This is a genomic window from Psychroserpens algicola (genome assembly GCF_014526325.1).
In the GTDB taxonomy this organism is placed as follows: Bacteria; Bacteroidota; Bacteroidia; order Flavobacteriales; family Flavobacteriaceae; genus Psychroserpens; species Psychroserpens algicola.
This window is the reverse complement of record NZ_JACNMJ010000010.1, coordinates 13,990-36,826: the sequence shown is the minus strand read 5'-3', so window position 1 is coordinate 36,826 and position 22,837 is coordinate 13,990. Positions and strand designations below refer to the sequence as shown.

Genomic DNA, 22,837 nt, shown 5'->3' with positions numbered 1-22,837 from the left:
AGACCAAAAAAACGATTATCATTTCTGGTAATCGTTTTTTTATTGCTTCAATAATTGAGCTATATCTGATTTTAAAAGCTGAACTTCGTCATCAATAAGAATATTATAAAATCCGCGTATATATTGATTCTTGTCAATTAAAGCCACATAGCTCGAATGGTAAAAGTCGGTACCATCCTCATCATTGGGTTTAAAATTTGTTTTCAGCTGTTGTGCTATCTTTTCTAATTCTGTTTCTGACACTGCTCGTAATAACTGCCACTGCTTGGTATTTATATCATGTCGCTTAGCGTATTGCTGAAGTCGCGCTAAGGTGTCATTTTTAAAATCTATAGAAATCGAAAATTGTTTAAACTGGTTTTCTTCGGAAAAGGCTTCTGAAAGTTCCTGTTGCTTGATACGCATTGGCGGACAAATAGAAGGGCAGGTCGTAAAGAAAAAATTCATAGTATGCACAATACCTTTGGTAGATTTACCCGAAATAGTATCTCCATCCTGATTTACTAGCGAAAAGTCATCAATGGTATATAGTTCTTTGTTTCCGTCTTTAAAATTGTAGCTTAAAATAGGAAGTTCTGAAGCTGATTCCTTGCAAGCCATTACGCAAAAAAGAGTAAGTAAAAGGATTTTAAATTTCAAGAGGTCAAAGTTTTAGTGCACTTATCTTATCATGCATTTCAGGATCGTAATAAAAAATAGCCATACTCGCCATCATTTCTTGATTCTTTTCAGTGGTGTTATCAACATCAAGTAACATTTCATATTTATGATCTTCATATAGCCAAACACCTTTCTGACTAGAAAATGAAGGTGTAGTTTTTAATCCGATTTTATCTGTGAAATTTTCACTTTTACAATCATAAATGACTTCACCTGTAGTTTTGTCTCGTAGCTGAAAACGATTAGCAAACGGGTGTAAATGCGATGTGATTTGATGTAATCGTATGCTGTCTTTAATTTTTAATTGTTCGGTAGTGTCGTATACATAATTATAGGCTCCTGGTTTGATAATCCAGTGACCAGATAAGGGATTTCCTTTCGTGTCTATGTAAGTGTGATTTTTTGTTTCCACAGGAATACAGGCATTAGGAAGGAGTTCTGTCGGACCTTGATACGGGTTTTCAGGATCAAAAGGAAACATCATAAATACCGTTTTTGGCTGTAAGGGAATTAATGTTTTTTCACTGTTTTTTACATAGCCAATTTTGATTTTATGCTTGATGTGAAATGTAGAATCTGTGATGTTATGGTTAAGTGCCTGTGCATTAATAAATAAACGTTCATTTGAAAATACAGGGAAACCAAATCCGTCAGGTAATTCGAAATCTTCTACACCATTACTTATCGAAGTGATTCTTGGATATTGAGAATTGATGCGATTGGTCATATTCCAACGGTTATAATGCTCGGCATCGCGATATTCAAAATTAGTATGACAAACAAAATCATTAGACATTTGACGCGATTCATCCGAAGACACCGCATTAGTTTTAAATGCTGTTAAAAATAACAACTCCTCTTTTGTGTCGTCAATAACGACATACTGATCTGATTTAGGACCTTCCATAGATTTATAAATATTACTAATTACAAAGGTTGGAGAGGTAAATACAACACTGTTATCGCTGAGGTCTTTTTTCCATTCAGAATCTACTATATTTAACGTGTAATAAATTTTAGACTTGATGAGTTCCTGGTGTCTTGTTTTTAAAGATTTGAAATAAATAAATCCGCCAGCGAGCACCAGAACAAGAAAAATTAATATAAATTTAAACGTCTTACGCATCAGTTTTGTGTATAATCAAATGTAATGAATCGTCTAGTATAAAAAAAATATAGCTGGGCATAGGTTGAATCATATAAATGAAAATAGATTACGAAAAGCGCATTTTTGGTTTAGATATTATGAGAGCTGTTGCTATTTTGCTAGTTGTAGCCTCGCATGCAGTTTGGATTTTTCCGCCAGCAAAAAATGTACTTACTGACTTAATGAGTATTGCAGGTGTTTTAGGCGTAGAAATATTCTTCGTACTGAGTGGTTTTTTGATAGGAAGATTGATTTATCGTCTGTTTGTAAATGATGATTTTAATTTTAAAAGTGTAAGCTATTTTTGGGTAAGACGCTGGTTTAGAACGTTGCCCAATTATTATTTAATTCTGTTATTTAATCTGGTTTTAGCTCTGTTTTTAGGAACTGTTTTGCCTGATCACGTATGGCAGTATGCCTTCTTTATTCAGAATTTTGCTTGGGAAATGCCGCTCTTTTTTGGTGAATCCTGGAGTTTGCCTATCGAAGAGTTTGCGTATATCATCGGACCATTATTACTATACCTTGTACTATTTTTTAAACTGAAAATTAACAGATCCAGATTATTCTTTTATGTGACAGGTGTGATTCTACTGTTCTTTTTTATCACCAAAGTGTTTTATAACACTAGTCACCCAAATGCGAATATGATATTTTGGAATGTAAATTTAAAAGCGGTGACCATATATAGAATCGATGCCATTTATTATGGTGTTTTAGCAGCTTATGTATCGATTAATTGGGTTTCATTTTGGAAACGTTATCGTTATTTATTTTTAATACTTGGAGGTCTTATGTTTTTAGGGTTGAATTTTGTAGTGCCTATGAAACAGATCTTTATAGAAAGTCATCCCTTTTTTTGGAATGTACTTTACCTACCGATTAACTCCATAGCAATTGCATTCACACTTCCGTTTTTATCACAGCTGAAATCGGCACCTAAATTTATTTTGATACCAGTAACTCTCATTAGTTTGATTTCTTATTCTATGTATTTAATTCACTATTCTGTAGTGATGCAACTCATGAAACATTTTTTTCCTACGGAAGCGTTGTCAACATCAACACTTACAATCTATCTTACCATATATATTGTGGTGACAATAATGCTATCGTATATATTGTATATACTTTTTGAACGACCAATGACCAATCTTCGTGATTCTGATAGAATTAAGAATCATTTTAAATAAGATGTATTTGTTAATTTAATAATTTTGACCTATTTTTTTTGTTAATATTTCATTTTAAGTCTAAAAAATAATGGTTTTAGTGAGTTATGTTTAATGTTTTTAGCATTTTGTTACATATTTTTAAATATGTTTTAAAATTCGTAATTTTGCGAGACTTTTTAATACGATAATTAACCCTTTAATAAATATATATGGCTTTTGATATAGACATGATAAAAAAGGTTTATGCTAATATGACTGAGCGTGTAGATGCAGCTCGTGATATTGTTGGTAAACCATTAACACTTTCAGAAAAAATATTATACTCACATCTTTGGGATGGCAATCCAACAAAAGCTTTTACTAGAGGTAAAGACTATGTCGATTTTGCACCAGATAGAGTAGCGTGTCAGGATGCAACAGCACAAATGGCTTTATTGCAATTTATGCAAGCTGGAAAGCCTAAAGTGGCTGTTCCAACAACTGTACATTGTGATCACTTGATTCAAGCTAAAAATGGAGCAACTTCAGATTTGCAACATGCTATCAATACGAGTAACGAAGTGTTTAATTTCTTAGAGTCTGTTTCAAATAAATACGGAATTGGTTTCTGGAAACCTGGCGCAGGAATTATTCATCAGGTAGTATTAGAAAATTATGCATTTCCTGGCGGAATGATGATTGGAACCGATTCTCACACCGTAAATGCAGGTGGATTAGGAATGGTTGCCATTGGTGTAGGTGGAGCAGATGCTGTTGATGTGATGGCTGGTATGGCTTGGGAGTTGAAATTTCCGAAGTTAATTGGTGTAAGATTAACAGGTAAATTATCTGGATGGACAGCACCTAAAGACGTTATTCTTAAAGTAGCTGATATTTTAACTGTTAAAGGTGGAACAGGAGCTATTGTTGAATATTTCGGACCAGGAGCTACAGGAATGTCGTGTACGGGTAAAGGAACCATTTGTAATATGGGAGCCGAAATTGGAGCGACAACATCAACATTTGGTTATGACGAATCTATGGAGCGTTATTTACGTGCTACAGATCGTCCAGATGTTGCCGATGCTGCAAATCAAATTAAAGACTATTTAACTGGTGATGCTGAAGTATATGCGAATCCAGAATTATATTTTGATCAGGTAATTGATATTGATTTATCAGAATTGAACCCGTTATTAAACGGTCCGTTTACACCAGATTTATCAACTGCTGTTGGTTCAACTATGAACGAAAAAGCTAAAGCTAACGATTGGCCATTAAAAGTAGAATGGGGATTAATCGGGTCGTGTACCAATTCTTCTTATGAAGATTTATCACGTGCATCATCTGTAGCACAACAAGCTTTAGATAAAGGTTTAAAAACGAAAGCAGAATTTGGAATCAATCCTGGTTCTGAAATGGTACGATATACAACAGAAAGAGACGGAATTCTTGAAATCTTTGAAAAATTAGATGCTAAGATTTTTACGAATGCTTGCGGACCATGTATTGGGCAGTGGGCTCGTTATGAAGATCCTAAAAATGCACCTAAAAACAGTATCGTTCATTCATTTAACAGAAACTTTGCGAAGCGTGCCGATGGAAATCCAAATACGCATGCCTTCGTCGCATCTCCTGAAATAACAGCTGCAATTGCTATTGCTGGTCGCCTGGATTTTAATCCGATGACTGATAAATTAATCAACGAAAACGGAGAAGAAGTAATGCTTGATGAACCAACAGGATGGGAATTACCTCCTAAAGGTTTTGCAGTGGATGATAACGGATATTTAGAGCCTATGGCAGACGGAAGTGGTGTAGAAGTTAAAGTTGCTTCAGATTCTGAACGTCTACAATTACTAACACCTTTCGAACCTTTAGGTGATTCGATTACTGGTGCTAAACTTTTAATTAAAGCCTTCGGAAAATGTACAACAGATCATATTTCTATGGCTGGACCTTGGTTACGTTTCCGCGGACATTTAGATAATATTGCAAACAATACTTTAATTGGTGCTGTAAATGCCTTTGGAAAGAAAACCAACTTTGTTAAAAACCAATTAACAGGTGAATATGGAGGTGTGCCAGATACTGCTAGAGCTTATAAAGCTGCTGGAGTTAAATCGATCGTTGTGGGAGATCATAACTACGGAGAAGGATCATCTCGTGAGCATGCTGCTATGCAACCACGTCATTTAGGTGTTGCAGCTGTGATTGTAAAATCGTTTGCACGTATCCACGAAACCAACCTTAAAAAACAAGGAATGTTAGGATTAACTTTTGCAAATGAAAGTGATTACGATTTAATTCAGGAAGATGATACGTTTAACTTCTTAGATTTAAACGAGTTTGCTCCAGACAAGCAATTAACAATTGAAATTGTTCATGCTGATGGAACAAAAGATACTATTAAAGTAAACCATACGTATAACCAATCTCAAATTGACTGGTATAATGAAGGTTCTGCTTTAAACTTAATTAAAAAAGAAAATGCTGCTTAGCATTTTAAAAGTTATTTAATTGATGAAGCCCTTGATTTTTTCAAGGGCTTTTTTTGTTAACGACTTGTAAGGATTCTAAAGTTGATGCGACTGCTAAAATATCTAACTCAAAAACTTTCGAAATGCAGTCCATGTGGTTCTTTGATGATGTCAACCTATTTAAGGTGCTTTGTCCTCATAAATTCAAAGCCTATAAAAAAGATCATGATTTTGATGCCTACAAGAAAAAAGACTACATCTACTTTGAAGACGACTCAGCCAATAAAGTCTACCTTATTGAAAAAGGAAAAGTAAAAATTGGCTATTACACTGATACTGGTGATGAAGTCGTAAAAGCCATTTTATCTAAAGGCGAGTTATTTGGAGAAAAAGCCATTCTTGGCGATAATAAGCGTGATGAATTTGCGCAATCTATAGATAATAAAACGTCTATTTGCCCAATAGGAGTGTCAACAATGCACGACTTAATGCGAGACAATCAAACCTTTAGTTTTAAAGTCTATAAGTTTATCGGATTTAAATTTAAAAAGTTAGAACGCCGACTTCAGTTGCTTTTGTTTAAAGACACCAAAACACGGCTTGTAGAGTTTTTAGATGAATTGTGTTCCGATTATGGTTACGACTGTCAGAAAACAGGAGACCATGTGATTAAACATCCATACACCCAAAAAGATATGGCTTCTTTAATTGGCACATCCAGATCGACGCTCAACATTCTTCTCAACGAACTTAAAGAAGAGAATTACCTCAATTTCAATAGAAAAGAAATCAGAATTTTAAAAAAAATCGCTTAGTGTTAGCTAGCTAACATTTTATGAAGCTGCAACCTTATAATTTTGAAGTATAAATTTTAAAATTATAAAGCGATGATTAAAAAAATGTTTTTAGCAGTAGTAGCAATGGGTATGTTTGCTACATCTTGCAGTAGTGATGATGACAATAGTTCAAATCCTACAAACTCAGAATTAATTCTTAACCTAAGCGGATTAGAAGCGCTTGGTAATGATTTTGTCTATGAAGGTTGGATTATAGTAGATGGTGCTCCCGTTTCTACAGGAACCTTTTCAAGTGTTGCATTTCCACAGACCTTTTCAGTAGATACTGAACAATTAAACAGTGCCACAACATTTGTACTGTCTATCGAACCAGCAGTTGATCCAGATCCTGCACCAGCCGCTACAAAAATTTTAGCAGGCGATTTTTCAGGAAACTCAGCAAGTGTAGATTCTAATGGTATTGTTGCCAATTTTAGTGCTTCGACAGGAACCTACATTTTGGCAACACCAACAGATACTGATGATTCTAATGAAGAAAGTGGTGTTTGGTTTTTAGATAATTCGAGTGGAAGCCCTGTTACTGGTTTAGATTTGCCAACCTTAACAGATGGCTGGGTGTATGAAGGCTGGGCTGTCATCAATGGGACACCAATTAGTACAGGAACCTTTACAGATCCTTCGGCTGCCGATGCTAATGCCGCGACATCAATGTTTAAAGGTGATGCTAACAACGGACCAAATTATCCTGGAGAAGATTATTTGCAAAATGCTCCAGCAGGAATGATATTTCCAACAGATTTAAGAGGACAAACGATTGTGATTTCTGTAGAACCTAGTCCAGATAATAGTACCATGCCATTTACCTTAAAGCCTTTAGCACATATGGTGCCTACCGATGCTATGACACATACAGCACTTTCTTTAGGAACAGGACCTGTGACTGTAATTACAGGATCTGTAACAAGAAACTAATTTAAGGATTAGTAGCATACAACATTTAGAGTTTTTGTTGTTAGATTTGAAACGTATTACCGACTATGGTAATGCGTTTCTTATTTGTATCCCTATGGCAAAATCTAAAAAAGCAAAAATTTATAATCTTATTTTTATAGCTGTTATTGTAGTGCTTATTGTACCACAAACACGACAGCCGATTCAAGTTTTACTTAATAAAGGACTTGCATTGATAATAAAACCTTCTATAATTGATACTTCGGAACGGATTCAGCTAAAAAACTATAACTGGCAATTACAAACAGTTGATGGAACTGATTTTAATTTTTCTGCTGCGGAAGGTAAAGTGGTTGTCCTAAATTTCTGGGCGACATGGTGTCCGCCTTGTATTGCTGAAATGCCAAGCTTAGAAAAGCTGTATCAAGATTACAAATCTAATGAGGATGTTATATTTTTATTTGTGTCAAATGAAGACAGTGATAAACTCCATAAATTTATGATGGATAAAGATTACAGCTTTCCTGTATACCAACCTTTGACGCAATATCCTTCAGAATTTGAGGTGTCATCCATTCCGAGAACGTTTATTATCGATAAAAATGGAGCGATTGTAATTGATAAATCTGGTGCAGCCGATTGGCATAGTGATAAGGTTACCAAAACGATTGATGATTTGCTTAAAGCGTTTTAAAAAAGGCTTTGATAAATGACCAGGAAAAAAGAGAGGTCATTATTTTAAATTCTTCAGCAAAGGTAGATTCTTCATCTAAAAATCGAAACATAGTCTGTACCGAATTTTTATCATAAAATTGCTGAAAAATCCATTCACCTTTGTGGTTTTCATCTTTCAAGACTTTAAGAAACACCTTGTCGTAAAACTTGTATTTTCTTCGGAATAAGCCATGAGATGGTAAACGTCCCGATTTTAAATTTTCAATAATGAGCGCTACTTTTTTTTCAGTGTGTTTAAATGAATATCCAGTAGAACCTTTTACCCATCCGCCACCAGTACCAATTTTAGTAATGTTTTGAGTGTTAAACTTTCCGAAGTTATAGTTCGTCATAGGAATCTGGCCTGTTTCAGTTTCTATAATCGTGTAGTTGTCAATCTTTAAATAGTCTGTGATATAGGTTTTGATATAGTCGTCATAAACAGCGTCATCAACTACATGTTCAGTAAAATAGGTGAACTCTACTAAGGCTTCTCTTTTTGAAAAGGGTAACACATAAGTGAAGCTGGTTTGCTTGCCATCTTTTAAACGATAGTCCATCATTGTAAAATGGTCATCATCAAAAGTATCCTCATCGGTTTGTATTACCCAACCTTTAAAATGTTGAACAATAGAAATATAGTTTGTCTTTTCTTCGGAAAATGCCTTGGGGACGCGACTATCAAATACATGCGTTGCTGTATAAGAATTTGTTTCGGTAGTAACAGTCACTTGTTGTCTTTCAGAAACAGCGATTACCCGATCAACAATACGATGAATGTTAGACTGCTGATGGAGCTGTGCTTTAGCTTCCGAGTAAAAATCTATTGCACGAATGGTATTATAGGTATATGGTTTAAGGTGTAAATCAATGTTCTTTTTTGAAGTTTTTACGGAAGCTTTACTCCAGGATTTATGAATGATAGTATCCCATTGTGAAGGTTTAGTTTCCCAGAAACTCCAAGTTTTATCATTGGTGTTTTTTTCGGAAGGGTCAATAAGCGCAATTTGTTTGTCTTTAAAAAAAGAATCTGAAGCCAGTTTTAAAGCTAACTGAAAGCCCGCTAAACCATTTCCTATGATGATATAATCGAAATGGGAAAACTTAGTCATATGATAGAAAAACTGCTATTTTTTAAAGTATTTGAAAGGTACGAAAAGCATCCCAAAACACTCGCCTTTGTCTTTACCTAAGTGCTTATGGTGGATTTTATGCGCACGCCTCACACCTTTAGCATACCAGTTATTGGCATTTCGGAAGAGTTTAAACCGCTGATGGATAAAAATATCATGAACCACAAAGTAAGTCGCGCCATAAGCCATAATGCCCAATGCAATTGGTAAACAATACCAGACATTTTCGTAGCTCCATAAGTAAAAGCAGATCATGCTTACAATTGCATAAAATATAAAAAAGGCATCGTTACGTTCAAACCAGCTGTCGTGATCTTTGTGATGATGGTCTTTATGTAAACTCCACAAAAAGCCGTGCATCACATATTTATGGGTAAACCATGCCATAAATTCCATTGTGCAGAAAACACCTAAAAAAATAAGAATCCAATATATCGTTTGCATGCGATTTACATTAAATTAAGTTGATATTTGACATAACTTCTGGTCAGCAACTCAAACTTTTTATAGTTAGGTACTCTAATTCGGGTGGATTTAATCTCCAAGGCTGGTGTTTTTTTGAGTTTTTTGAGTAACTGACTGTAGTATCTGTAAGCCATAAAGACACCAAATTTGGCTTCGATTGGTAATTTTTTAATGCCTTGTAAACCCTTGCTAAAATCATTTTCAATGTCGGAGATGATAGCGTGTTTGGAGTTTTCATCTAACTGACTCAGGTCAGTATTTGGAAAATATGAGCGACTTAAATCTTCATAATCTGCTTTTAAATCTCTCAGAAAATTTACTTTTTGAAACGCAGAACCTAAACTCATTGCTGAATCTTTTAGTGCATCGTATTTATCTTGGTCGCCTTTTACAAAAACCTTTAAGCACATGAGTCCGACAACATCTGCTGATCCATAAATGTATTGCTTGTATTCTTCAGTAGTTAAGTAATTCTGTTTATGTAAGTCTAAACGCATGCTGTTCATAAATGCGTCGACTAGGCTTTTGTCAATATTGTATTTATGATAAGTGTCTTGAAACGAATTTAAGATTGGGTTTAAGCTTATTTTATGCTGAAGGGCTAATTCTAAATCTTTTGAAAAATTATCAAACAAAAGTTCTTTATCATAATCATGAAAAGTATCAACAATTTCATCTGCAAATCTTACAAACCCGTAAATATTATAAATATCCTGACGAATGGCGTTGGATAGCATTTTGGTAGCCAATGAAAACGAGGTGCTGTAAGACTTGGTAACTGTCTTACTGCATTGGTTCGAAACGGAGTCAAAAATAGCTTTCATATTAATTGCTGTGGTGTTTTTTAATGAGTTCTGCCACTAATTTTCCTGAAATTAGCGATGGAGGAACTCCTGGTCCTGGAACCGTTAGTTGTCCTGTGAAATATAAATTACTGACCTTTTTACTTTTTAATTTAGGTCTTAAAAATGCAGTCTGTAAGAGCGTGTTAGCCATTCCGTAGGCATTTCCTTTGTATGAATTATAATCGTTAATAAAATCATTGACACAAAAGGACTCTTTAAATATAATATTTTTTTTAACGCTTTGAGAGGTAAGACTTTCAAATCGCTCAATAATTTTGTCAAAATAAAGCGTTCTTAACTCTGGAGTATCTTCTAAACCTGGAGCAAGTGGAATTAAGAAAATACCAGCTTCTTTTCCATTTGGTGCAGCATGATCATCTGTAATAGAGGGGAAACTCGCATAAAATAAAGGATTTTCAGGCCATTTAGGTGTGTCGTATATAGCTTTAGCATGTACATCAAAGTCAACATCAAAAAATAAAGTATGATGATTAACGTTTTTTAGTTTTTTATCAAAACCAACATAGAATAATAGGGAAGAAGGTGCAAATGTTTTTTTCTCCCAATAATTTTGAGAATATTGTACATACTTTGAATCTAAGAGTGTTTCGGTATGATGATAATCAGCACCACTCAAAATGATATCGCTTTTATAATTAATTCCATTTGTAACTATTGACACTGCTTTACCATTATCTACGATAATTTTGTCGATAGAGTTTTCTGTTTTTATAGTCACACCTAAACTTTTGGCTAAAGCTTCTATAGCCAGAATGACTTGATACATTCCTTTTTTAGGGTGAAATGTTCCAATTCCGAAATCGGCATAATTCATAAAGCTATAAAATGAAGGTGTGTCATCTGGTTTAGCACCTAAAAATAGTACTGGAAACTCAAGAATCATGGCTAGTCTGTCATTTTTAAAAGCCTTTCTAACGTCTTTTTTGATTGTACTAAAAAACTGCCCGATTTTTTTCATAGTGACAGGCGTGACCAATTCAAAAGGTGATACACCAGGTCTATATACTAAATCTTTAATAGCTACATCATAATTGTTTTGAGCGTTGTCAATAAATTTCATCAATTGTTTTGAACTTCCGGGTTCTTCTTTTTCAAAAGCAATGCAAATTTTTTCTAAGGTATCCTCAATGGTGATATAGTCCTCCTTTCCGAAGTATACACTGTAAGCCGGATTTAGTTTTTCGAGCGTATAATACATATCTGGAGTGGTATTGAAATCGGCAAAAAAGCGTTCAAATACATCAGGCATCCAATACCAAGTTGGTCCGATATCGAAGGTGAACCCTTCTTTTTTTAGTTGCCTTGCGCGACCACCAACCGTTTTGTTTTTTTCAAATATGGTCACCTCATAACCATCACGTGCAAGGTAGCAAGAAGCGGCGAGCGCAGAAAAACCAGATCCAATTATTGATATACGTTGTTTCATTGTTTAACAAATATATAAAAAAGTTAAACAAAATTAACTTTCGTAGATGTTTTTTAGAGTTTTTTAACTAAGCTTTCGATGGTATCAAACGCTGTAACATGTTTTGGTAATGATTTAAGATTAGCCTCATTTAGCATTCTCCCAAGAACCCAGAGTTTTGTATTTGGGTTGGTTAGGATTTTGTCATAAAATGTATTAAGGTAGTTTTCGATATGATCCTTTTCAGGTTTTACGGTAAAATACGATACAAATGTGATAGAGTCATAATACTCTAAAACATCTTCAAGACTTGTAACAGGAACACTTTGACCAAGATATATACTTTGTTTGCCCTTTGCTATAATTTCATAGTTAAGCATCATGAGTCCAAGTTCATGTACTTCATTATCGGGAAGAAATAAGACGAAAACATCTTTGGTGTTACTTTGGTTCTGGGCTTGTAGTATTTCGGTATTTACTAATATTTTTTGCCGAATTAAAGTCGTAGCAAAATGTTCATGAGCAGGAGTAATCGTATCGGTTTGCCATAACAAGCCAATTTCAGAAAGTAAAGGAATAAAGTCTTGGTAAAAGATGTCTGTAAAAGATTTTTCTTTTTCTAAAGCAGTGTAAGTATCATAAAATAATTTTTGATCAAAGTTTATCATTGCAAGCTTAAAGGTACTCAATATATGATCGTTTGTTTTATCCTTTTGTGCAACATCTCTAACAAGATCAGGAATTTTAGAACTCTCAATGGCAGCTAGCTTTGAAATTTTATAACCATTATTATTTAAATAACTGATATTTAGTAACTTTTGGAGGTTGTTTAAGTTGTAATATCTAATATTGGTATCAGTTCGTTCAGGTTCTAGTAAGTTATATCTTTTCTCCCAGATTCTAATGGTGTGAGCCTTGATGCCAGAGAGGTTTTCAAGATCTTTAATACTAAATCTACTTTTAATATTGTTCATTTTTAGCTTAAAAAGGTTAAACAAAAATAAGCTTTTTTTGAACTTGAACTAAAATTTAGGTTTTTTTTAATAAAAATAAAGGGGGAAGTTATTGCATTTGGTGATGTGCTAAATAAAATAAAGTGCGCACGAGAAGACTCGAACTTCCACGGACTAATGTCCACTAACCCCTCAAGCTAGCGCGTCTACCAATTCCGCCACGTGCGCATTATTTCAGTAAAGATAAAAAAAAAGTTAAGCGAGTGCTTAACGATTTTTATTGTGACCAGTCTGGGGCTCGAACCCAGGACCCTCTCCTTAAAAGGGAGATGCTCTACCAACTGAGCTAACTGGTCAATAAGTTTCTCTAACGAGGGTGCAAATATAAAACGTTTAATTAATATTCCAAACCTATTATTAGATAATTTTTTGTTTTTTTGTCATTAAATATCTTATGTTTTTAATAATCAATTTATAAGGAGAAAATGATACTATTTTTAGTTGGATATATGGGCTCGGGAAAATCGGTAGTTGGTCAGCAGTTATCAGAAATTTTAGGTTATAATTACATCGATTTTGATGATTATATAGAACGAAAAGAAAACGCGACAATAAGAACGATTTTTGAAACTAAAGGAGAGATTTATTTTAGAAAAGCTGAAAGTAGCTACCTTAAAGATTTGAGTAAACTGAAAGAAACTATAGTCTCTCTTGGTGGTGGAACACCTTGTTATGGTGATAATATGCAAACATTGCTCAATACAAAAGAATCGGTATGTGTATATCTTAAAGCTTCTATTCCGACATTGACAAAGCGTTTATTTAATGAGAGAGCTAAGCGGCCCTTACTAGCTCATATAGATTCGGAAAGTATGTTAAGTGAATTTATAGGTAAGCATATATTTGAACGTGCGCCATTTTATGAGCAATCGAGCTTAAGTATTCAAACCGATGATAAGTCGATATCTGAAATTGTAGAAGCCATTGTATTGAAGTTATTTTAAATAGGCTTCAAATTGTTTTCCTGATAGTATAATTTCAACGTGTTCATTTAAAGATGTAGATAGTGAAATTCCTTTAAAATCAGCTTTCACAGGATATTTTTTATGATTTCTATTGACTAAAACCGCAGTTTTAAATTGCTTTAGAGGTACATCTAAAAAGTGTTTGACACCATAAATTAAAGTACTACCAGAATTTAATACATCATCAATAAGTACAATAGATTTATGACTGTACTCCTCCTTACTTAAGGATGTTTTTATTTCAGTTAAGGGATTTTTTTTGTCAATTGTAACTTTACAGAGGATAGGTTTTAATTCAGAAATTTTTTCAAGATTTGACTTTAGTTTTTTAGCTAATATATAGCCATTAGCTTCAATTCCAGCCAGTATAATTTCGTCTTCATACACATTACTTTCATAAATTTGATAGGCAATTCGTCTGATTTTATGTTGAATTTCCTGATGATTCAGTATTGTGTTTTTAGTAATAGCCATACAATCTTATATTTCCTCAAAGATAAAAAACAGTTTCTTTATTTTGATTGTAAATTAGGACTTATCTTCTTCGGGAGCATCATAAAAGTCATCAATATCTCTTCGATCCTTTTTGGTAGGTCGACCAGTCCCTTTTTTTCGATAGTAATCTTTTGAATATTTTAAAAGCTCTTGAGCTTCAAATGCTTCTTTAGGTGTAACATCTGTTCTGTAAATATCTACAAGTTTTGCACCAACACGACTTTCAGGTAAGTCATTAACAATAATTTGATAATTAATCTGGTCTTTTCTAAATTCAATTTTATCAGTAGCATAGACTTCTCTGCTTGGTTTAACAACCTGTCCATTCACTTTAACATGACCTTTTTTACACGCATTAGTAGCGATGCTTCTTGTTTTACAATATCGTATACACCAAAGGTATTTATCTATTCGCATATGAAAACTGTGAAATTGACGTTAATAGTATTGCACAAAAGTATTATATTATTGTATCTTGCGCGATAAAAATAAGCAATATTGAACGATTCAAATCTAATTTGAATTAAAGAAAAATTTAGTCACTATGAATTTAAAAAACTGTCTGATTGCTGCATTGGTTTTTGTGATAACCTTTACAGCATGTAAACCTGATGATCCTACATTTATTCCTGTGCCTGATAGAGATAGAACAGAACAACAAGTGGTTGATAGAGATTCGCTCATAGGGTATATGGAAACACATTATTATAATTCTGGTGAACTAAGTACTCCAGGAGTTGATTATACGATTGATGATATCGTCATTACAGAATTACCTCAGGATGATAACGGGAACTACTTGGATTTACCAAATCCTGATGAGAACACACTTTTAATTGATGCCGTTCAAACCTATACAAGAACTTATTTTGATGTAGAATACGAGTATTATGTACTGACAATTAATGAAGGTGGAAGCGATTACAATCCTAATTTCACCGATTTGGTTGAGATTGTGTATTCAGGTAACACGTTAGATGAAGAAGTGTTTGATAGTGCCATTAATCCTAATAGTCCATTTGATATGGTTAATTTAATTGAAGGATGGCGACAGGTCATTCCAAAATTTAAAACTTCTGCGTCGTTTACAATTAATCCAGATGGAACAGTAGAATATTCAGACTACGGAATAGGAGTGATGTTCCTACCTTCAGGATTGGCTTATTTCTCTAATCCTCCATTCGGAATTGATGTGTACTCAAATTTAATTTTCAAGTTTGAATTATACAGAGCACAAGAAAATGATCATGATCAAGATGGTATTCCTTCTCAGTTTGAAGATTTAAATGGGAATATGAATATTGATGATGATGATACAGATGAAGATGTTATTCCTAATTACTTTGATGCTGATGACGATGGTGATGGCGTATTAACGATATACGAAGATTTAGATGAAGATGGAGATCCTAGAAATGATGATTCTGATGGTGATGGTATTCCAAATTATTTAGATGAAGACTCAACCGAATCTAATCAGGACAATAGTTAAAAAATTAACTTATAGAACAAAAAAAAAGACGTTATAATTAGCGTCTTTTTTTTGATGTAAATCATTCGTCTACAAAGCAACTGATAAGCTCAATATCAATTGATCTGGTCTGGTGTCTATTCTACTAATAACACCAGGTCCAATATTGTTCCCTATAAATGTGGCTTCGTTGTCACTAAAGCCTCTTTCATAACGTAAATCAATGCCTATTTTATTAAGGTTTAATCCAATACCGAAATTCAATCCGACAGAAAAATCATCTTCCACATTATCTATACTGATACCATCAAATTCGGTATCTAGGATATATTGAAGTGAAGGACCACCGAAAACACTAATAGGACCGATAACTTTAACACCAAATAATAGTGGTGCATCAATCTTTTTCATGTTAAAATCGTCACTATTATAATCACTTTTTGTACTGGTGTAAACCAATTCTGGTCTAAAGTATAGGTCGTTACCAATTTTCCCAAAGACACCAATATGGTAACCTATATTTCGGTCTGGGTGTTGAGCGTTGTCTCCAATAGATTCAAAATAATCGCCATTGGCGTTGTAGTTTAATCCGCCTTTAATTCCAAATGCGCTTCCGTCTTGTGCTTGAGCACCTAAACAAAATAACGTTAATAAAAATGTGCTAATAATCAATTTCTTCATAATATTCGTTTTTTTGATTTTGAAGTATAGTATCAAAAACGTTGCCAAACGGTAATTATTTTTAAAGGCTACTAAATTTTAAATAATAAAAGGAGCAGTCAAAAAAAAAATCTAGCGTTTTACAGCTAGATTTTTTTAAGTTTTAATATTTCCTTTTCAAGACTGTTTCCGCAGCTTTAATAATCGCATTGGCATTGAGCCCGTATTTTTCCATGAGTTGTTCGGGAGTTCCAGATTCACCAAAAGTGTCTTCTGTTGCAACAAACTCTTGTGGAGTAGGCTTATGTTTAGCTAGAACTCTGGCTACACTTTCTCCTAAACCTCCTAAATAGTTATGTTCTTCGGCAGTTACAATACAGCCTGTTTTAGCAACGGAGTCTAAAATGGCTTTATCATCAAGAGGTTTAATCGTGTGAATATTTATAACTTCAGCTGAAATTCCTTTATCGTGTAATGTTTTAGATGCTTCTAGAGCTTCCCAAACCAAATGACCTGTAGCGACGATAGTCACATCTGTTCCTTCAGTTAATTGCACAGCTTTACCAATTTCAAAAGTTTGGTTTTCAGGAGTGAAATTTGCCACTTTTGGTCGTCCGAAGCGCAAATAAACAGGTCCGTGATGCTCAGCTATAGCAATGGTTGCAGCTTTAGTTTGGTTGTAATCACAAGTATTAATTACAGTCATGCCTGGTAGCATTTTCATTAAGCCAATATCTTCTAAAATCTGATGCGTTGCTCCGTCTTCACCTAAGGTTAATCCTGCATGAGAAGCACATATTTTAACGTTTTTATCAGAGTAGGCCACACTTTGTCTTATTTGATCATAGACACGTCCTGTTGAAAAATTGGCAAATGTTCCGGTAAATGGAATCTTTCCTCCAATAGTCATTCCAGCTGCTAAACCAATCATATTGGCTTCAGCGATTCCAACTTGAAAAAAGCGTTCAGGATGATTGGCTTTGAAATCATCCATTTTTAGTGACCCAATTAAATCTGCGCATAATGCCACAACATTTTCATTGGTTTTTCCTAATTCGGTTAGTCCAGCTCCAAAACCTGAGCGAGTATCTTTATTTCCTGTATTTGTATATGTTTTCATTGTAATGTTCTAGATTGATGATTAGTAGTCTCCTAAGGTTTCTGCATTTTGAGCAAGACCAATTGCTAACTGCTCATCATTTGGTGCTTTTCCATGCCAAGCGTGCGTATGCATCATAAAGTCAACGCCATTACCCATAACGGTTTCTAATAGCACGCAAACCGGTTTTCCTTTTCCGGTAAGAGATTTTGCTTCAGCCATTCCTTTTAAAATAGCTTCGATATCATTCCCTTTTTCAATGGTAACAACAGTCCATCCAAATGCTTCGAATTTAGCTTTAAGACTTCCCATTGGTAGCACGTCGTCGGTAGCGCCATCAATTTGTTGTCCGTTCAAATCAATTGTAGATATGATGTTATCAACCTTGTTTGCTGCAGCATACATAATACCTTCCCAGTTTTGACCTTCTTGCAATTCGCCATCACCATGTAAACTGTACACAAGGTGAGAATCCTTATTTAACTTTTTAGTTTCAGCAGCACCTAAAGCGACACTAAATCCCTGACCAAGTGATCCTGATGCAACACGAACACCAGGCAAGCCTTCGTGAGTTGTTGGGTGACCTTGTAATCTGGAATTGATTAATCTAAAAGTGTTCAATTCATCAACTGGAAAGTAACCTGACCTGGCAAGGACACTATAAAACACCGGAGAAATATGACCGTTTGATAAAAAGAATAAATCTTCACCTATTCCATCCATCTCAAAGGTGTCTTTTCTATCCATAATGTTTTGGTATAGTGCAACGAAAAATTCTGTACATCCCAATGAACCTCCTGGATGACCTGAGTTTACTTTGTGTACCATTCGTAAAATGTCTCTACGAACCTGAGTTGTTAAGTCTTGTAATTGTTGTGTATTTGGCATATAAAAAGTGTGAGTAATTTAGCCCCAAAAATAAAGTTTTCATAAGGCTAATCAAAAATAGAAGCAAGTCACTTATTAACGATTTTGGTCAGTTGCTAACAATTTAAAAGCGATTAGAAATAATGTGTCAATATTTTAAGTTTTTGAAGACATAATTTTATTAAATGTTTAAGACCATAATACGTCTATATAATTATCTTTGCCAACTGATGACTTTTTTTTATGAAATTTGAACTTAAAGCAAACGATCCTCAAAGTAAAGCTAGAGCTGGAGTAATTACTACAGACCACGGACAAATTGAAACACCAATATTTATGCCTGTTGGGACTGTTGCTTCAGTTAAGGGTGTACATCAGCGAGAACTTAAAAATGATATTAATCCAGATATTATATTAGGAAATACCTATCATTTGTATTTAAGGCCGCAAACACCAATTTTAGAAAAGGCAGGAGGCTTGCATAAGTTTATGAATTGGGATAGAAATATTCTAACCGATTCGGGTGGATATCAGGTGTATTCACTGTCTGCCAATCGAAAGATTAAAGAGGAAGGTGTTAAATTTAAATCTCATATAGATGGTAGTTACCACGTGTTTACTCCAGAAAATGTGATGGAGATTCAGCGAAGTATTGGTGCGGATATCATCATGGCTTTTGATGAATGCACGCCTTATCCATGCGATTATAATTATGCAAAACGTTCAATGCATATGACACATCGCTGGTTGGAGCGATGTTTAACTCATTTGGATAAAACTCCTTTTAAGTATGATTATGAGCAAACATTTTTTCCCATTGTTCAGGGAAGTACCTATAAAGATTTACGTCAGCAATCTGCTGAATATATCGCTAATGCAGGTGCGCAAGGAAACGCTATTGGCGGACTTTCAGTAGGAGAACCCGCTGAAGAAATGTATGCGATGACCGATGTGGTTTGTGAGATCCTTCCGTGGGAAAAACCAAGATATTTAATGGGTGTAGGTACACCAATAAATATATTAGAAAATATTGCTTTAGGTGTAGATATGTTTGATTGTGTCATGCCAACTCGTAATGCCAGAAACGGAATGTTATTTACTGCTCATGGTTCTATCAATATTAAAAATTTGAAATGGGCAGATGATTTCTCACCTATTGATGAGATGGGCATTACTTTTGTAGATACCGAATACAGCAAAGCATATTTAAGACATTTGTTTACGGTAAATGAATTACTAGGGAAACAAATTGCTACCATACACAATCTTGGTTTTTATATGTGGTTGGTAAGAGAAGCTAGAAAGCATATATTAGCAGGAGATTTTAGAACCTGGAAAGATAAAATGGTGAAACAAATGGATAAGCGCTTGTAATTTGAAGATACTCGATTGGTACATACTGAAACGCTACTTGTTTACATTTTTAATGATGTTACTGTTGTTTATTCCTATAGGAATTACAGTTAACCTTGCTGAAAAAATTGGTAAAATTTTAGAAAAGGAAGTGCCTTTTGGAGCAGTGGCTCAATATTATTTAGACTTTACCATCTATTTTGCTCACTTGTTATTTCCTATATTTTTATTCTTATCAGTCATCTGGTTCACTTCTAAACTTGCAAATAACACTGAAATTGTGGCTTTTTTGAGTTCAGGAGTTTCTTTTTGGAGGTTTTTAAGGCCATATATGATTGGAGCAACGATAATCGCAGCTTTTGCCTTAATTATGGGCTTGTTTTTGGCACCTAAGGCAAGTAAAGGGTTTAATGAATTTAAATACAAGTATTTAAAAAATAATTCAAACATCATTCAAACCAAAAATATTTATAGGCAGATTAATGATAACGACTATATTTATGTAAGTGATTTTACACCGAGTACCAAAACAGGACGTAACTTTAGCTTGGAGCACTTTGAAGGCAATGCTTTAAAATACAAAATTACAGCAAACTCTATTAAGGATAATGATACGTCGTACCGATTAATGACTTACACAAAACGTACGTTTGGTGCACACGAAGATATTATTGAAACAGCGAGACGAAAGGATACCATATTTCCTTTTGAAGCTGAAGATTTAACGCCTGAAGAATATATTGCCGAGACACTTCAATACAATGACCTGATTAATTTTATCGAAAAAGAAAAGCGCCGAGGGTCTTCTAATATTGGTCGTTACCTTGTTGTCAAATACAAAAAATGGAGCTTGCCAGTTTCTGTGTTTATATTAACCATAATCGCTGTAGCCGTATCTTCAATTAAGCGTCGAGGCGGCATGGGTGTAAACTTAGCATTCGGCATCACGATAGCCATGATTTATGTGTTTTTTGACAAAGTATTCGGAGTGATGGCTGAGCAATCAAGTTTTAATCCGCTTTTTGCAGTATGGTTCCCTAATATCGTTTTTGGTATCTTAGCAGCATATCTGTTGTACAATGCCAAACGCTAAAGTTAAAAATTACCTTCATCTACATCTCTTGGTTTTTATTGCTGGCTTTACAGCAATACTGGGCGAATTAATATCAATCGGTTCGACAGCATTGGTATGGTATCGAATGTTTATAGCAGGAATTTTAATGTATATATACATTAAATTAATTAAGCTGAAAATTCAAGTTCCTTTTAAAACAAAACTGAAATTTTTTGGAGCAGGCATAATCATAGCTTTGCATTGGATTACGTTTTTTGAAGCCATCAATCAATCTAATGTGTCTATTACTCTAGCCATGTTTTCAACTGGTGCTTTTTTTGCTTCGTTTATTGAGCCTTTAATTTACAGGCGCAAAATCATATGGTATGAGATAGTTTTCGGAATGATTGTAATTCTTGGCGTATTTTTAATTACTCAAAGTGAAATTAAATATATCTACGGAATCATACTGGGTTTAGTATCAGCACTTTTTTCGACAGTATTTGCAGTTATTAATGGACGCTTTATTGCCAATCATCGGGCTACTGTAATTTCATTTTATGAGTTTGCTAGTGGTGTTGTCTTTCTCTCCTTATTTATTGTGTTGTTTCAAGACGGATTCTCAACAGATTTTTTCCTTTTAAGTATATCAGATTGGGGTTATCTACTGATACTTGCTTCAGTATGTACTGCATATGCGTTTATCGGATCGGTAGATGTGATGCGATATATAAGTCCGTTTACTGTTATTCTAACCTATAACTTAGAACCCTTGTACGGGATAGCTATGGCATTGATATTGTTTCCCGAAACGGAAATCATGAGTACACAATTTTATTATGGCGCTTTTCTGATTTTATCTACAGTTTTAGCCGATGGTATCCTTAAAAATTACAAGACTTATAAAAAAAGAAACACCTTATAAGGTAAACCCAATTAATAACTGATATAAAGTTTTTATATTTGCAGGTACTAACTTAAAAATTAAATCAAAATTTCAATGGAATATTTAGATTTTGAATTACCCATAAAAGAACTTCAGGACCAACTTGAAAAATGTCAGTTAATAGGTGAGGAGAGTGATGTTGATGTCACCCAAACCTGTAAAAAGATTGAAAAAAAGTTGCTTGAAACCAAAAAAGAGATTTATAAAAATTTAACGGCCTGGCAACGTGTTCAACTCTCAAGACATCCAGATCGACCTTATACTCTAGACCATATTAAAGCACTATGTGGCAATACGTTTTTAGAATTGCATGGTGATCGAAATGTTAAGGATGATAAAGCCATGATTGGTGGCTTAGGAAAAATAGGCGACCAAACCTATATGTTTATCGGACAGCAAAAAGGGTTTAATACCAAAACACGTCAGTATAGAAACTTTGGAATGTCTAACCCTGAAGGATATCGTAAAGCGTTGCGTTTGATGAAATCTGCTGAAAAATTCGGAATTCCTGTAGTGACCTTAATAGATACACCTGGTGCTTATCCTGGATTGGAGGCTGAAGAACGCGGACAAGGAGAAGCGATTGCGAGAAATATTTTAGAAATGGCACGACTTAAAGTGCCTGTAATTGCTATAGTAATTGGAGAAGGAGCCTCTGGTGGCGCATTAGGTATTGGAGTAGGTGATCGTGTATTAATGTTAGAAAATGCTTGGTACTCTGTAATATCTCCTGAAAATTGTTCTTCTATTTTATGGCGAAGCTGGGATCAAAAAGAACAGGCTGCTGAAGCATTAAAACTTACCGCAAGTGATGCTAAAAAGTTAAAAGTTGTCGATGCAATTATTAAAGAACCGCTTGGAGGCGCACATGCCGATAGAGCAGCGACTTTTAAGGCGGTAAAAGAAGCCATCGAAAAGAATTACGAAGAACTTAAAAACTTATCACCAAAAGATTTGGTAAACCAACGTATGGAAAAATACTTGGGAATGGGAGTTTTTAAAGGTTAATCCTTATAAAATAACGCATTTAAAAAACTGAAACTTTTTGTTTCGGTTTTTTTTGTCGCTATTAACAATATAATCAAGTTATTAACAGTTAAATTGTTGATGACTTGTTAAGATTGAAAATGATAAAAAGTCAA

The 22,837-nt window shown here is 34.3% G+C and carries 23 protein-coding genes and 2 tRNA genes; 11 read left to right on the top strand and 14 right to left on the bottom strand.

Annotated features, from left to right (window positions below; all coding sequences use genetic code 11):
* Positions 1–39: 39 nt before the first annotated feature.
* Both H7350_RS16735 and H7350_RS16730 read right to left on the bottom strand, forming a co-directional pair.
* Complete coding sequence (locus tag H7350_RS16735) at positions 40–600, bottom strand: SCO family protein (protein ID WP_204347075.1); 561 nt, start codon at positions 598–600, stop codon at positions 40–42.
* 43 nt (positions 601–643) lie between these two features.
* A complete protein-coding gene (locus tag H7350_RS16730) occupies positions 644–1,786 on the bottom strand; it encodes a hypothetical protein (protein ID WP_204347074.1) in 1,143 nt (380 codons plus the stop codon).
* Between the two features lie 77 nt (positions 1,787–1,863).
* On the opposite strand from H7350_RS16730, the gene H7350_RS16725 reads away from it, so the two are divergent.
* The 5 genes from H7350_RS16725 (at position 1,864) to H7350_RS16705 (ending at position 7,883) form a co-directional block, all read left to right on the top strand.
* A complete protein-coding gene (locus H7350_RS16725) occupies positions 1,864–3,000 on the top strand; it encodes an acyltransferase family protein (protein ID WP_204347073.1) in 1,137 nt (378 codons plus the stop codon).
* Between the two features lie 191 nt (positions 3,001–3,191).
* Complete coding sequence (locus tag H7350_RS16720) at positions 3,192–5,462, top strand: aconitate hydratase (RefSeq protein WP_204347072.1); 2,271 nt, start codon at positions 3,192–3,194, stop codon at positions 5,460–5,462.
* A gap of 122 nt (positions 5,463–5,584) precedes the next feature.
* Positions 5,585–6,256: a Crp/Fnr family transcriptional regulator gene (locus tag H7350_RS16715; protein WP_204347071.1), complete on the top strand. Its 672-nt coding sequence runs from the start codon at positions 5,585–5,587 to the stop codon at positions 6,254–6,256.
* A gap of 72 nt (positions 6,257–6,328) precedes the next feature.
* Positions 6,329–7,210, top strand: a complete 882-nt coding sequence (locus tag H7350_RS16710) for an anti-sigma factor (RefSeq protein WP_204347070.1) — start codon at positions 6,329–6,331, stop codon at positions 7,208–7,210.
* 46 nt (positions 7,211–7,256) lie between these two features.
* A complete protein-coding gene (locus H7350_RS16705; protein WP_235989381.1) occupies positions 7,257–7,883 on the top strand; it encodes a TlpA family protein disulfide reductase in 627 nt (208 codons plus the stop codon).
* Here the strand turns inward: H7350_RS16705 and H7350_RS16700 are convergent.
* From H7350_RS16700 to H7350_RS16670, 7 genes are all read right to left on the bottom strand, one after another.
* Positions 7,870–9,015, bottom strand: coding sequence for a lycopene cyclase family protein (locus tag H7350_RS16700; RefSeq protein ID WP_204347069.1), 1,146 nt, complete (start codon positions 9,013–9,015; stop codon positions 7,870–7,872). The genes H7350_RS16705 and H7350_RS16700 overlap by 14 nt on opposite strands.
* 15 nt (positions 9,016–9,030) lie before the next feature.
* Positions 9,031–9,480, bottom strand: coding sequence for a sterol desaturase family protein (locus H7350_RS16695; RefSeq protein ID WP_204347068.1), 450 nt, complete (start codon positions 9,478–9,480; stop codon positions 9,031–9,033).
* Positions 9,481–9,485: 5 nt separating this feature from the next.
* On the bottom strand, positions 9,486–10,325 hold the full coding sequence (locus H7350_RS16690) for a phytoene/squalene synthase family protein (RefSeq protein WP_204347067.1): 840 nt from the start codon (positions 10,323–10,325) through the stop codon (positions 9,486–9,488).
* A 1-nt stretch (position 10,326) separates the two neighbouring features.
* Positions 10,327–11,793 carry a phytoene desaturase family protein gene (locus H7350_RS16685; protein ID WP_204347066.1) on the bottom strand — a complete coding sequence of 489 codons (1,467 nt, stop codon included), beginning with the start codon at positions 11,791–11,793 and terminating at the stop codon, positions 10,327–10,329.
* A 53-nt stretch (positions 11,794–11,846) separates the two neighbouring features.
* Positions 11,847–12,746, bottom strand: a complete 900-nt coding sequence (locus tag H7350_RS16680) for a MerR family transcriptional regulator (protein ID WP_204347065.1) — start codon at positions 12,744–12,746, stop codon at positions 11,847–11,849.
* A gap of 123 nt (positions 12,747–12,869) precedes the next feature.
* Positions 12,870–12,953, bottom strand: a tRNA-Leu gene (locus H7350_RS16675).
* 55 nt (positions 12,954–13,008) lie between these two features.
* Positions 13,009–13,081, bottom strand: a tRNA-Lys gene (locus H7350_RS16670).
* A gap of 129 nt (positions 13,082–13,210) precedes the next feature.
* Between H7350_RS16670 and H7350_RS16665 the strand changes: the two genes are divergently transcribed.
* Positions 13,211–13,729 carry a shikimate kinase gene (locus H7350_RS16665; RefSeq protein WP_204347064.1) on the top strand — a complete coding sequence of 173 codons (519 nt, stop codon included), beginning with the start codon at positions 13,211–13,213 and terminating at the stop codon, positions 13,727–13,729.
* Here the strand turns inward: H7350_RS16665 and H7350_RS16660 are convergent.
* Positions 13,721–14,224 (bottom strand): phosphoribosyltransferase family protein, encoded by a 504-nt coding sequence (locus tag H7350_RS16660; RefSeq protein WP_204347063.1) that lies wholly within the window; start codon positions 14,222–14,224, stop codon positions 13,721–13,723. The two genes, H7350_RS16665 and H7350_RS16660, sit on opposite strands and share 9 nt — an antisense overlap.
* 54 nt (positions 14,225–14,278) lie before the next feature.
* Complete coding sequence (locus tag H7350_RS16655) at positions 14,279–14,662, bottom strand: RNA-binding S4 domain-containing protein (RefSeq protein WP_204347062.1); 384 nt, start codon at positions 14,660–14,662, stop codon at positions 14,279–14,281.
* 127 nt (positions 14,663–14,789) lie between these two features.
* Here H7350_RS16655 and H7350_RS16650 point away from each other — a divergent pair, with 127 nt between their 5' ends.
* Positions 14,790–15,737 carry an FKBP-type peptidyl-prolyl cis-trans isomerase gene (locus tag H7350_RS16650; protein WP_204347061.1) on the top strand — a complete coding sequence of 316 codons (948 nt, stop codon included), beginning with the start codon at positions 14,790–14,792 and terminating at the stop codon, positions 15,735–15,737.
* Between the two features lie 69 nt (positions 15,738–15,806).
* Here H7350_RS16650 and H7350_RS16645 read toward each other — a convergent pair whose 3' ends face one another.
* From H7350_RS16645 to H7350_RS16635, 3 genes are all read right to left on the bottom strand, one after another.
* Positions 15,807–16,397, bottom strand: coding sequence for an outer membrane beta-barrel protein (locus H7350_RS16645; protein WP_204347060.1), 591 nt, complete (start codon positions 16,395–16,397; stop codon positions 15,807–15,809).
* A 142-nt stretch (positions 16,398–16,539) separates the two neighbouring features.
* Positions 16,540–17,496, bottom strand: a complete 957-nt coding sequence (locus H7350_RS16640; protein WP_204347059.1) for a transketolase family protein — start codon at positions 17,494–17,496, stop codon at positions 16,540–16,542.
* Positions 17,497–17,517: 21 nt separating this feature from the next.
* Positions 17,518–18,363 (bottom strand): transketolase, encoded by an 846-nt coding sequence (locus H7350_RS16635; RefSeq protein WP_204347058.1) that lies wholly within the window; start codon positions 18,361–18,363, stop codon positions 17,518–17,520.
* Positions 18,364–18,585: 222 nt separating this feature from the next.
* Between H7350_RS16635 and tgt the strand changes: the two genes are divergently transcribed.
* The 4 genes from tgt to H7350_RS16615 all read left to right on the top strand — a co-directional run bounded on the left by tgt (position 18,586) and on the right by H7350_RS16615 (position 22,703).
* Entirely contained in the window at positions 18,586–19,716 is a 1,131-nt protein-coding gene (gene tgt, locus H7350_RS16630; RefSeq protein ID WP_204347057.1) for a tRNA guanosine(34) transglycosylase Tgt, read from the top strand.
* Position 19,717: 1 nt separating this feature from the next.
* Positions 19,718–20,788, top strand: coding sequence for an LptF/LptG family permease (locus tag H7350_RS16625; RefSeq protein ID WP_204347056.1), 1,071 nt, complete (start codon positions 19,718–19,720; stop codon positions 20,786–20,788).
* Positions 20,775–21,674, top strand: a complete 900-nt coding sequence (locus H7350_RS16620; protein WP_204347055.1) for a DMT family transporter — start codon at positions 20,775–20,777, stop codon at positions 21,672–21,674. Before H7350_RS16625 ends, H7350_RS16620 begins: the two co-directional genes overlap by 14 nt.
* Before the next feature lie 75 nt (positions 21,675–21,749).
* Positions 21,750–22,703 (top strand): acetyl-CoA carboxylase carboxyltransferase subunit alpha, encoded by a 954-nt coding sequence (locus H7350_RS16615; RefSeq protein ID WP_204347054.1) that lies wholly within the window; start codon positions 21,750–21,752, stop codon positions 22,701–22,703.
* Positions 22,704–22,837: the final 134 nt, after the last annotated feature.

Bases quoted from the DNA above. Each gene is read 5' to 3' on its own strand.
- H7350_RS16720 (WP_204347072.1), top strand. From the start codon at position 3,192: ATGGCTTTTGATATAGACATGATAAAAAAGGTTTATGCTAATATGACT.
- H7350_RS16715 (WP_204347071.1), top strand. From the start codon at position 5,585: ATGCAGTCCATGTGGTTCTTTGATGATGTCAACCTATTTAAGGTGCTT.
- H7350_RS16700 (WP_204347069.1), bottom strand. From the start codon at position 9,015: ATGACTAAGTTTTCCCATTTCGATTATATCATCATAGGAAATGGTTTA.
- H7350_RS16735 (WP_204347075.1), bottom strand. From the start codon at position 600: ATGGCTTGCAAGGAATCAGCTTCAGAACTTCCTATTTTAAGCTACAAT.
- H7350_RS16680 (WP_204347065.1), bottom strand. From the start codon at position 12,746: ATGAACAATATTAAAAGTAGATTTAGTATTAAAGATCTTGAAAACCTC.
- H7350_RS16685 (WP_204347066.1), bottom strand. From the start codon at position 11,793: ATGAAACAACGTATATCAATAATTGGATCTGGTTTTTCTGCGCTCGCC.
- tgt (WP_204347057.1), top strand. From the start codon at position 18,586: ATGAAATTTGAACTTAAAGCAAACGATCCTCAAAGTAAAGCTAGAGCT.
- H7350_RS16665 (WP_204347064.1), top strand. From the start codon at position 13,211: ATGATACTATTTTTAGTTGGATATATGGGCTCGGGAAAATCGGTAGTT.
- H7350_RS16710 (WP_204347070.1), top strand. From the start codon at position 6,329: ATGATTAAAAAAATGTTTTTAGCAGTAGTAGCAATGGGTATGTTTGCT.
- H7350_RS16645 (WP_204347060.1), bottom strand. From the start codon at position 16,397: ATGAAGAAATTGATTATTAGCACATTTTTATTAACGTTATTTTGTTTA.
- H7350_RS16635 (WP_204347058.1), bottom strand. From the start codon at position 18,363: ATGCCAAATACACAACAATTACAAGACTTAACAACTCAGGTTCGTAGA.
- H7350_RS16695 (WP_204347068.1), bottom strand. From the start codon at position 9,480: ATGCAAACGATATATTGGATTCTTATTTTTTTAGGTGTTTTCTGCACA.
- H7350_RS16730 (WP_204347074.1), bottom strand. From the start codon at position 1,786: ATGCGTAAGACGTTTAAATTTATATTAATTTTTCTTGTTCTGGTGCTC.
- H7350_RS16725 (WP_204347073.1), top strand. From the start codon at position 1,864: ATGAAAATAGATTACGAAAAGCGCATTTTTGGTTTAGATATTATGAGA.
- H7350_RS16650 (WP_204347061.1), top strand. From the start codon at position 14,790: ATGAATTTAAAAAACTGTCTGATTGCTGCATTGGTTTTTGTGATAACC.
- H7350_RS16655 (WP_204347062.1), bottom strand. From the start codon at position 14,662: ATGCGAATAGATAAATACCTTTGGTGTATACGATATTGTAAAACAAGA.
- H7350_RS16615 (WP_204347054.1), top strand. From the start codon at position 21,750: ATGGAATATTTAGATTTTGAATTACCCATAAAAGAACTTCAGGACCAA.
- H7350_RS16640 (WP_204347059.1), bottom strand. From the start codon at position 17,496: ATGAAAACATATACAAATACAGGAAATAAAGATACTCGCTCAGGTTTT.
- H7350_RS16620 (WP_204347055.1), top strand. From the start codon at position 20,775: ATGCCAAACGCTAAAGTTAAAAATTACCTTCATCTACATCTCTTGGTT.
- H7350_RS16660 (WP_204347063.1), bottom strand. From the start codon at position 14,224: ATGGCTATTACTAAAAACACAATACTGAATCATCAGGAAATTCAACAT.
- H7350_RS16690 (WP_204347067.1), bottom strand. From the start codon at position 10,325: ATGAAAGCTATTTTTGACTCCGTTTCGAACCAATGCAGTAAGACAGTT.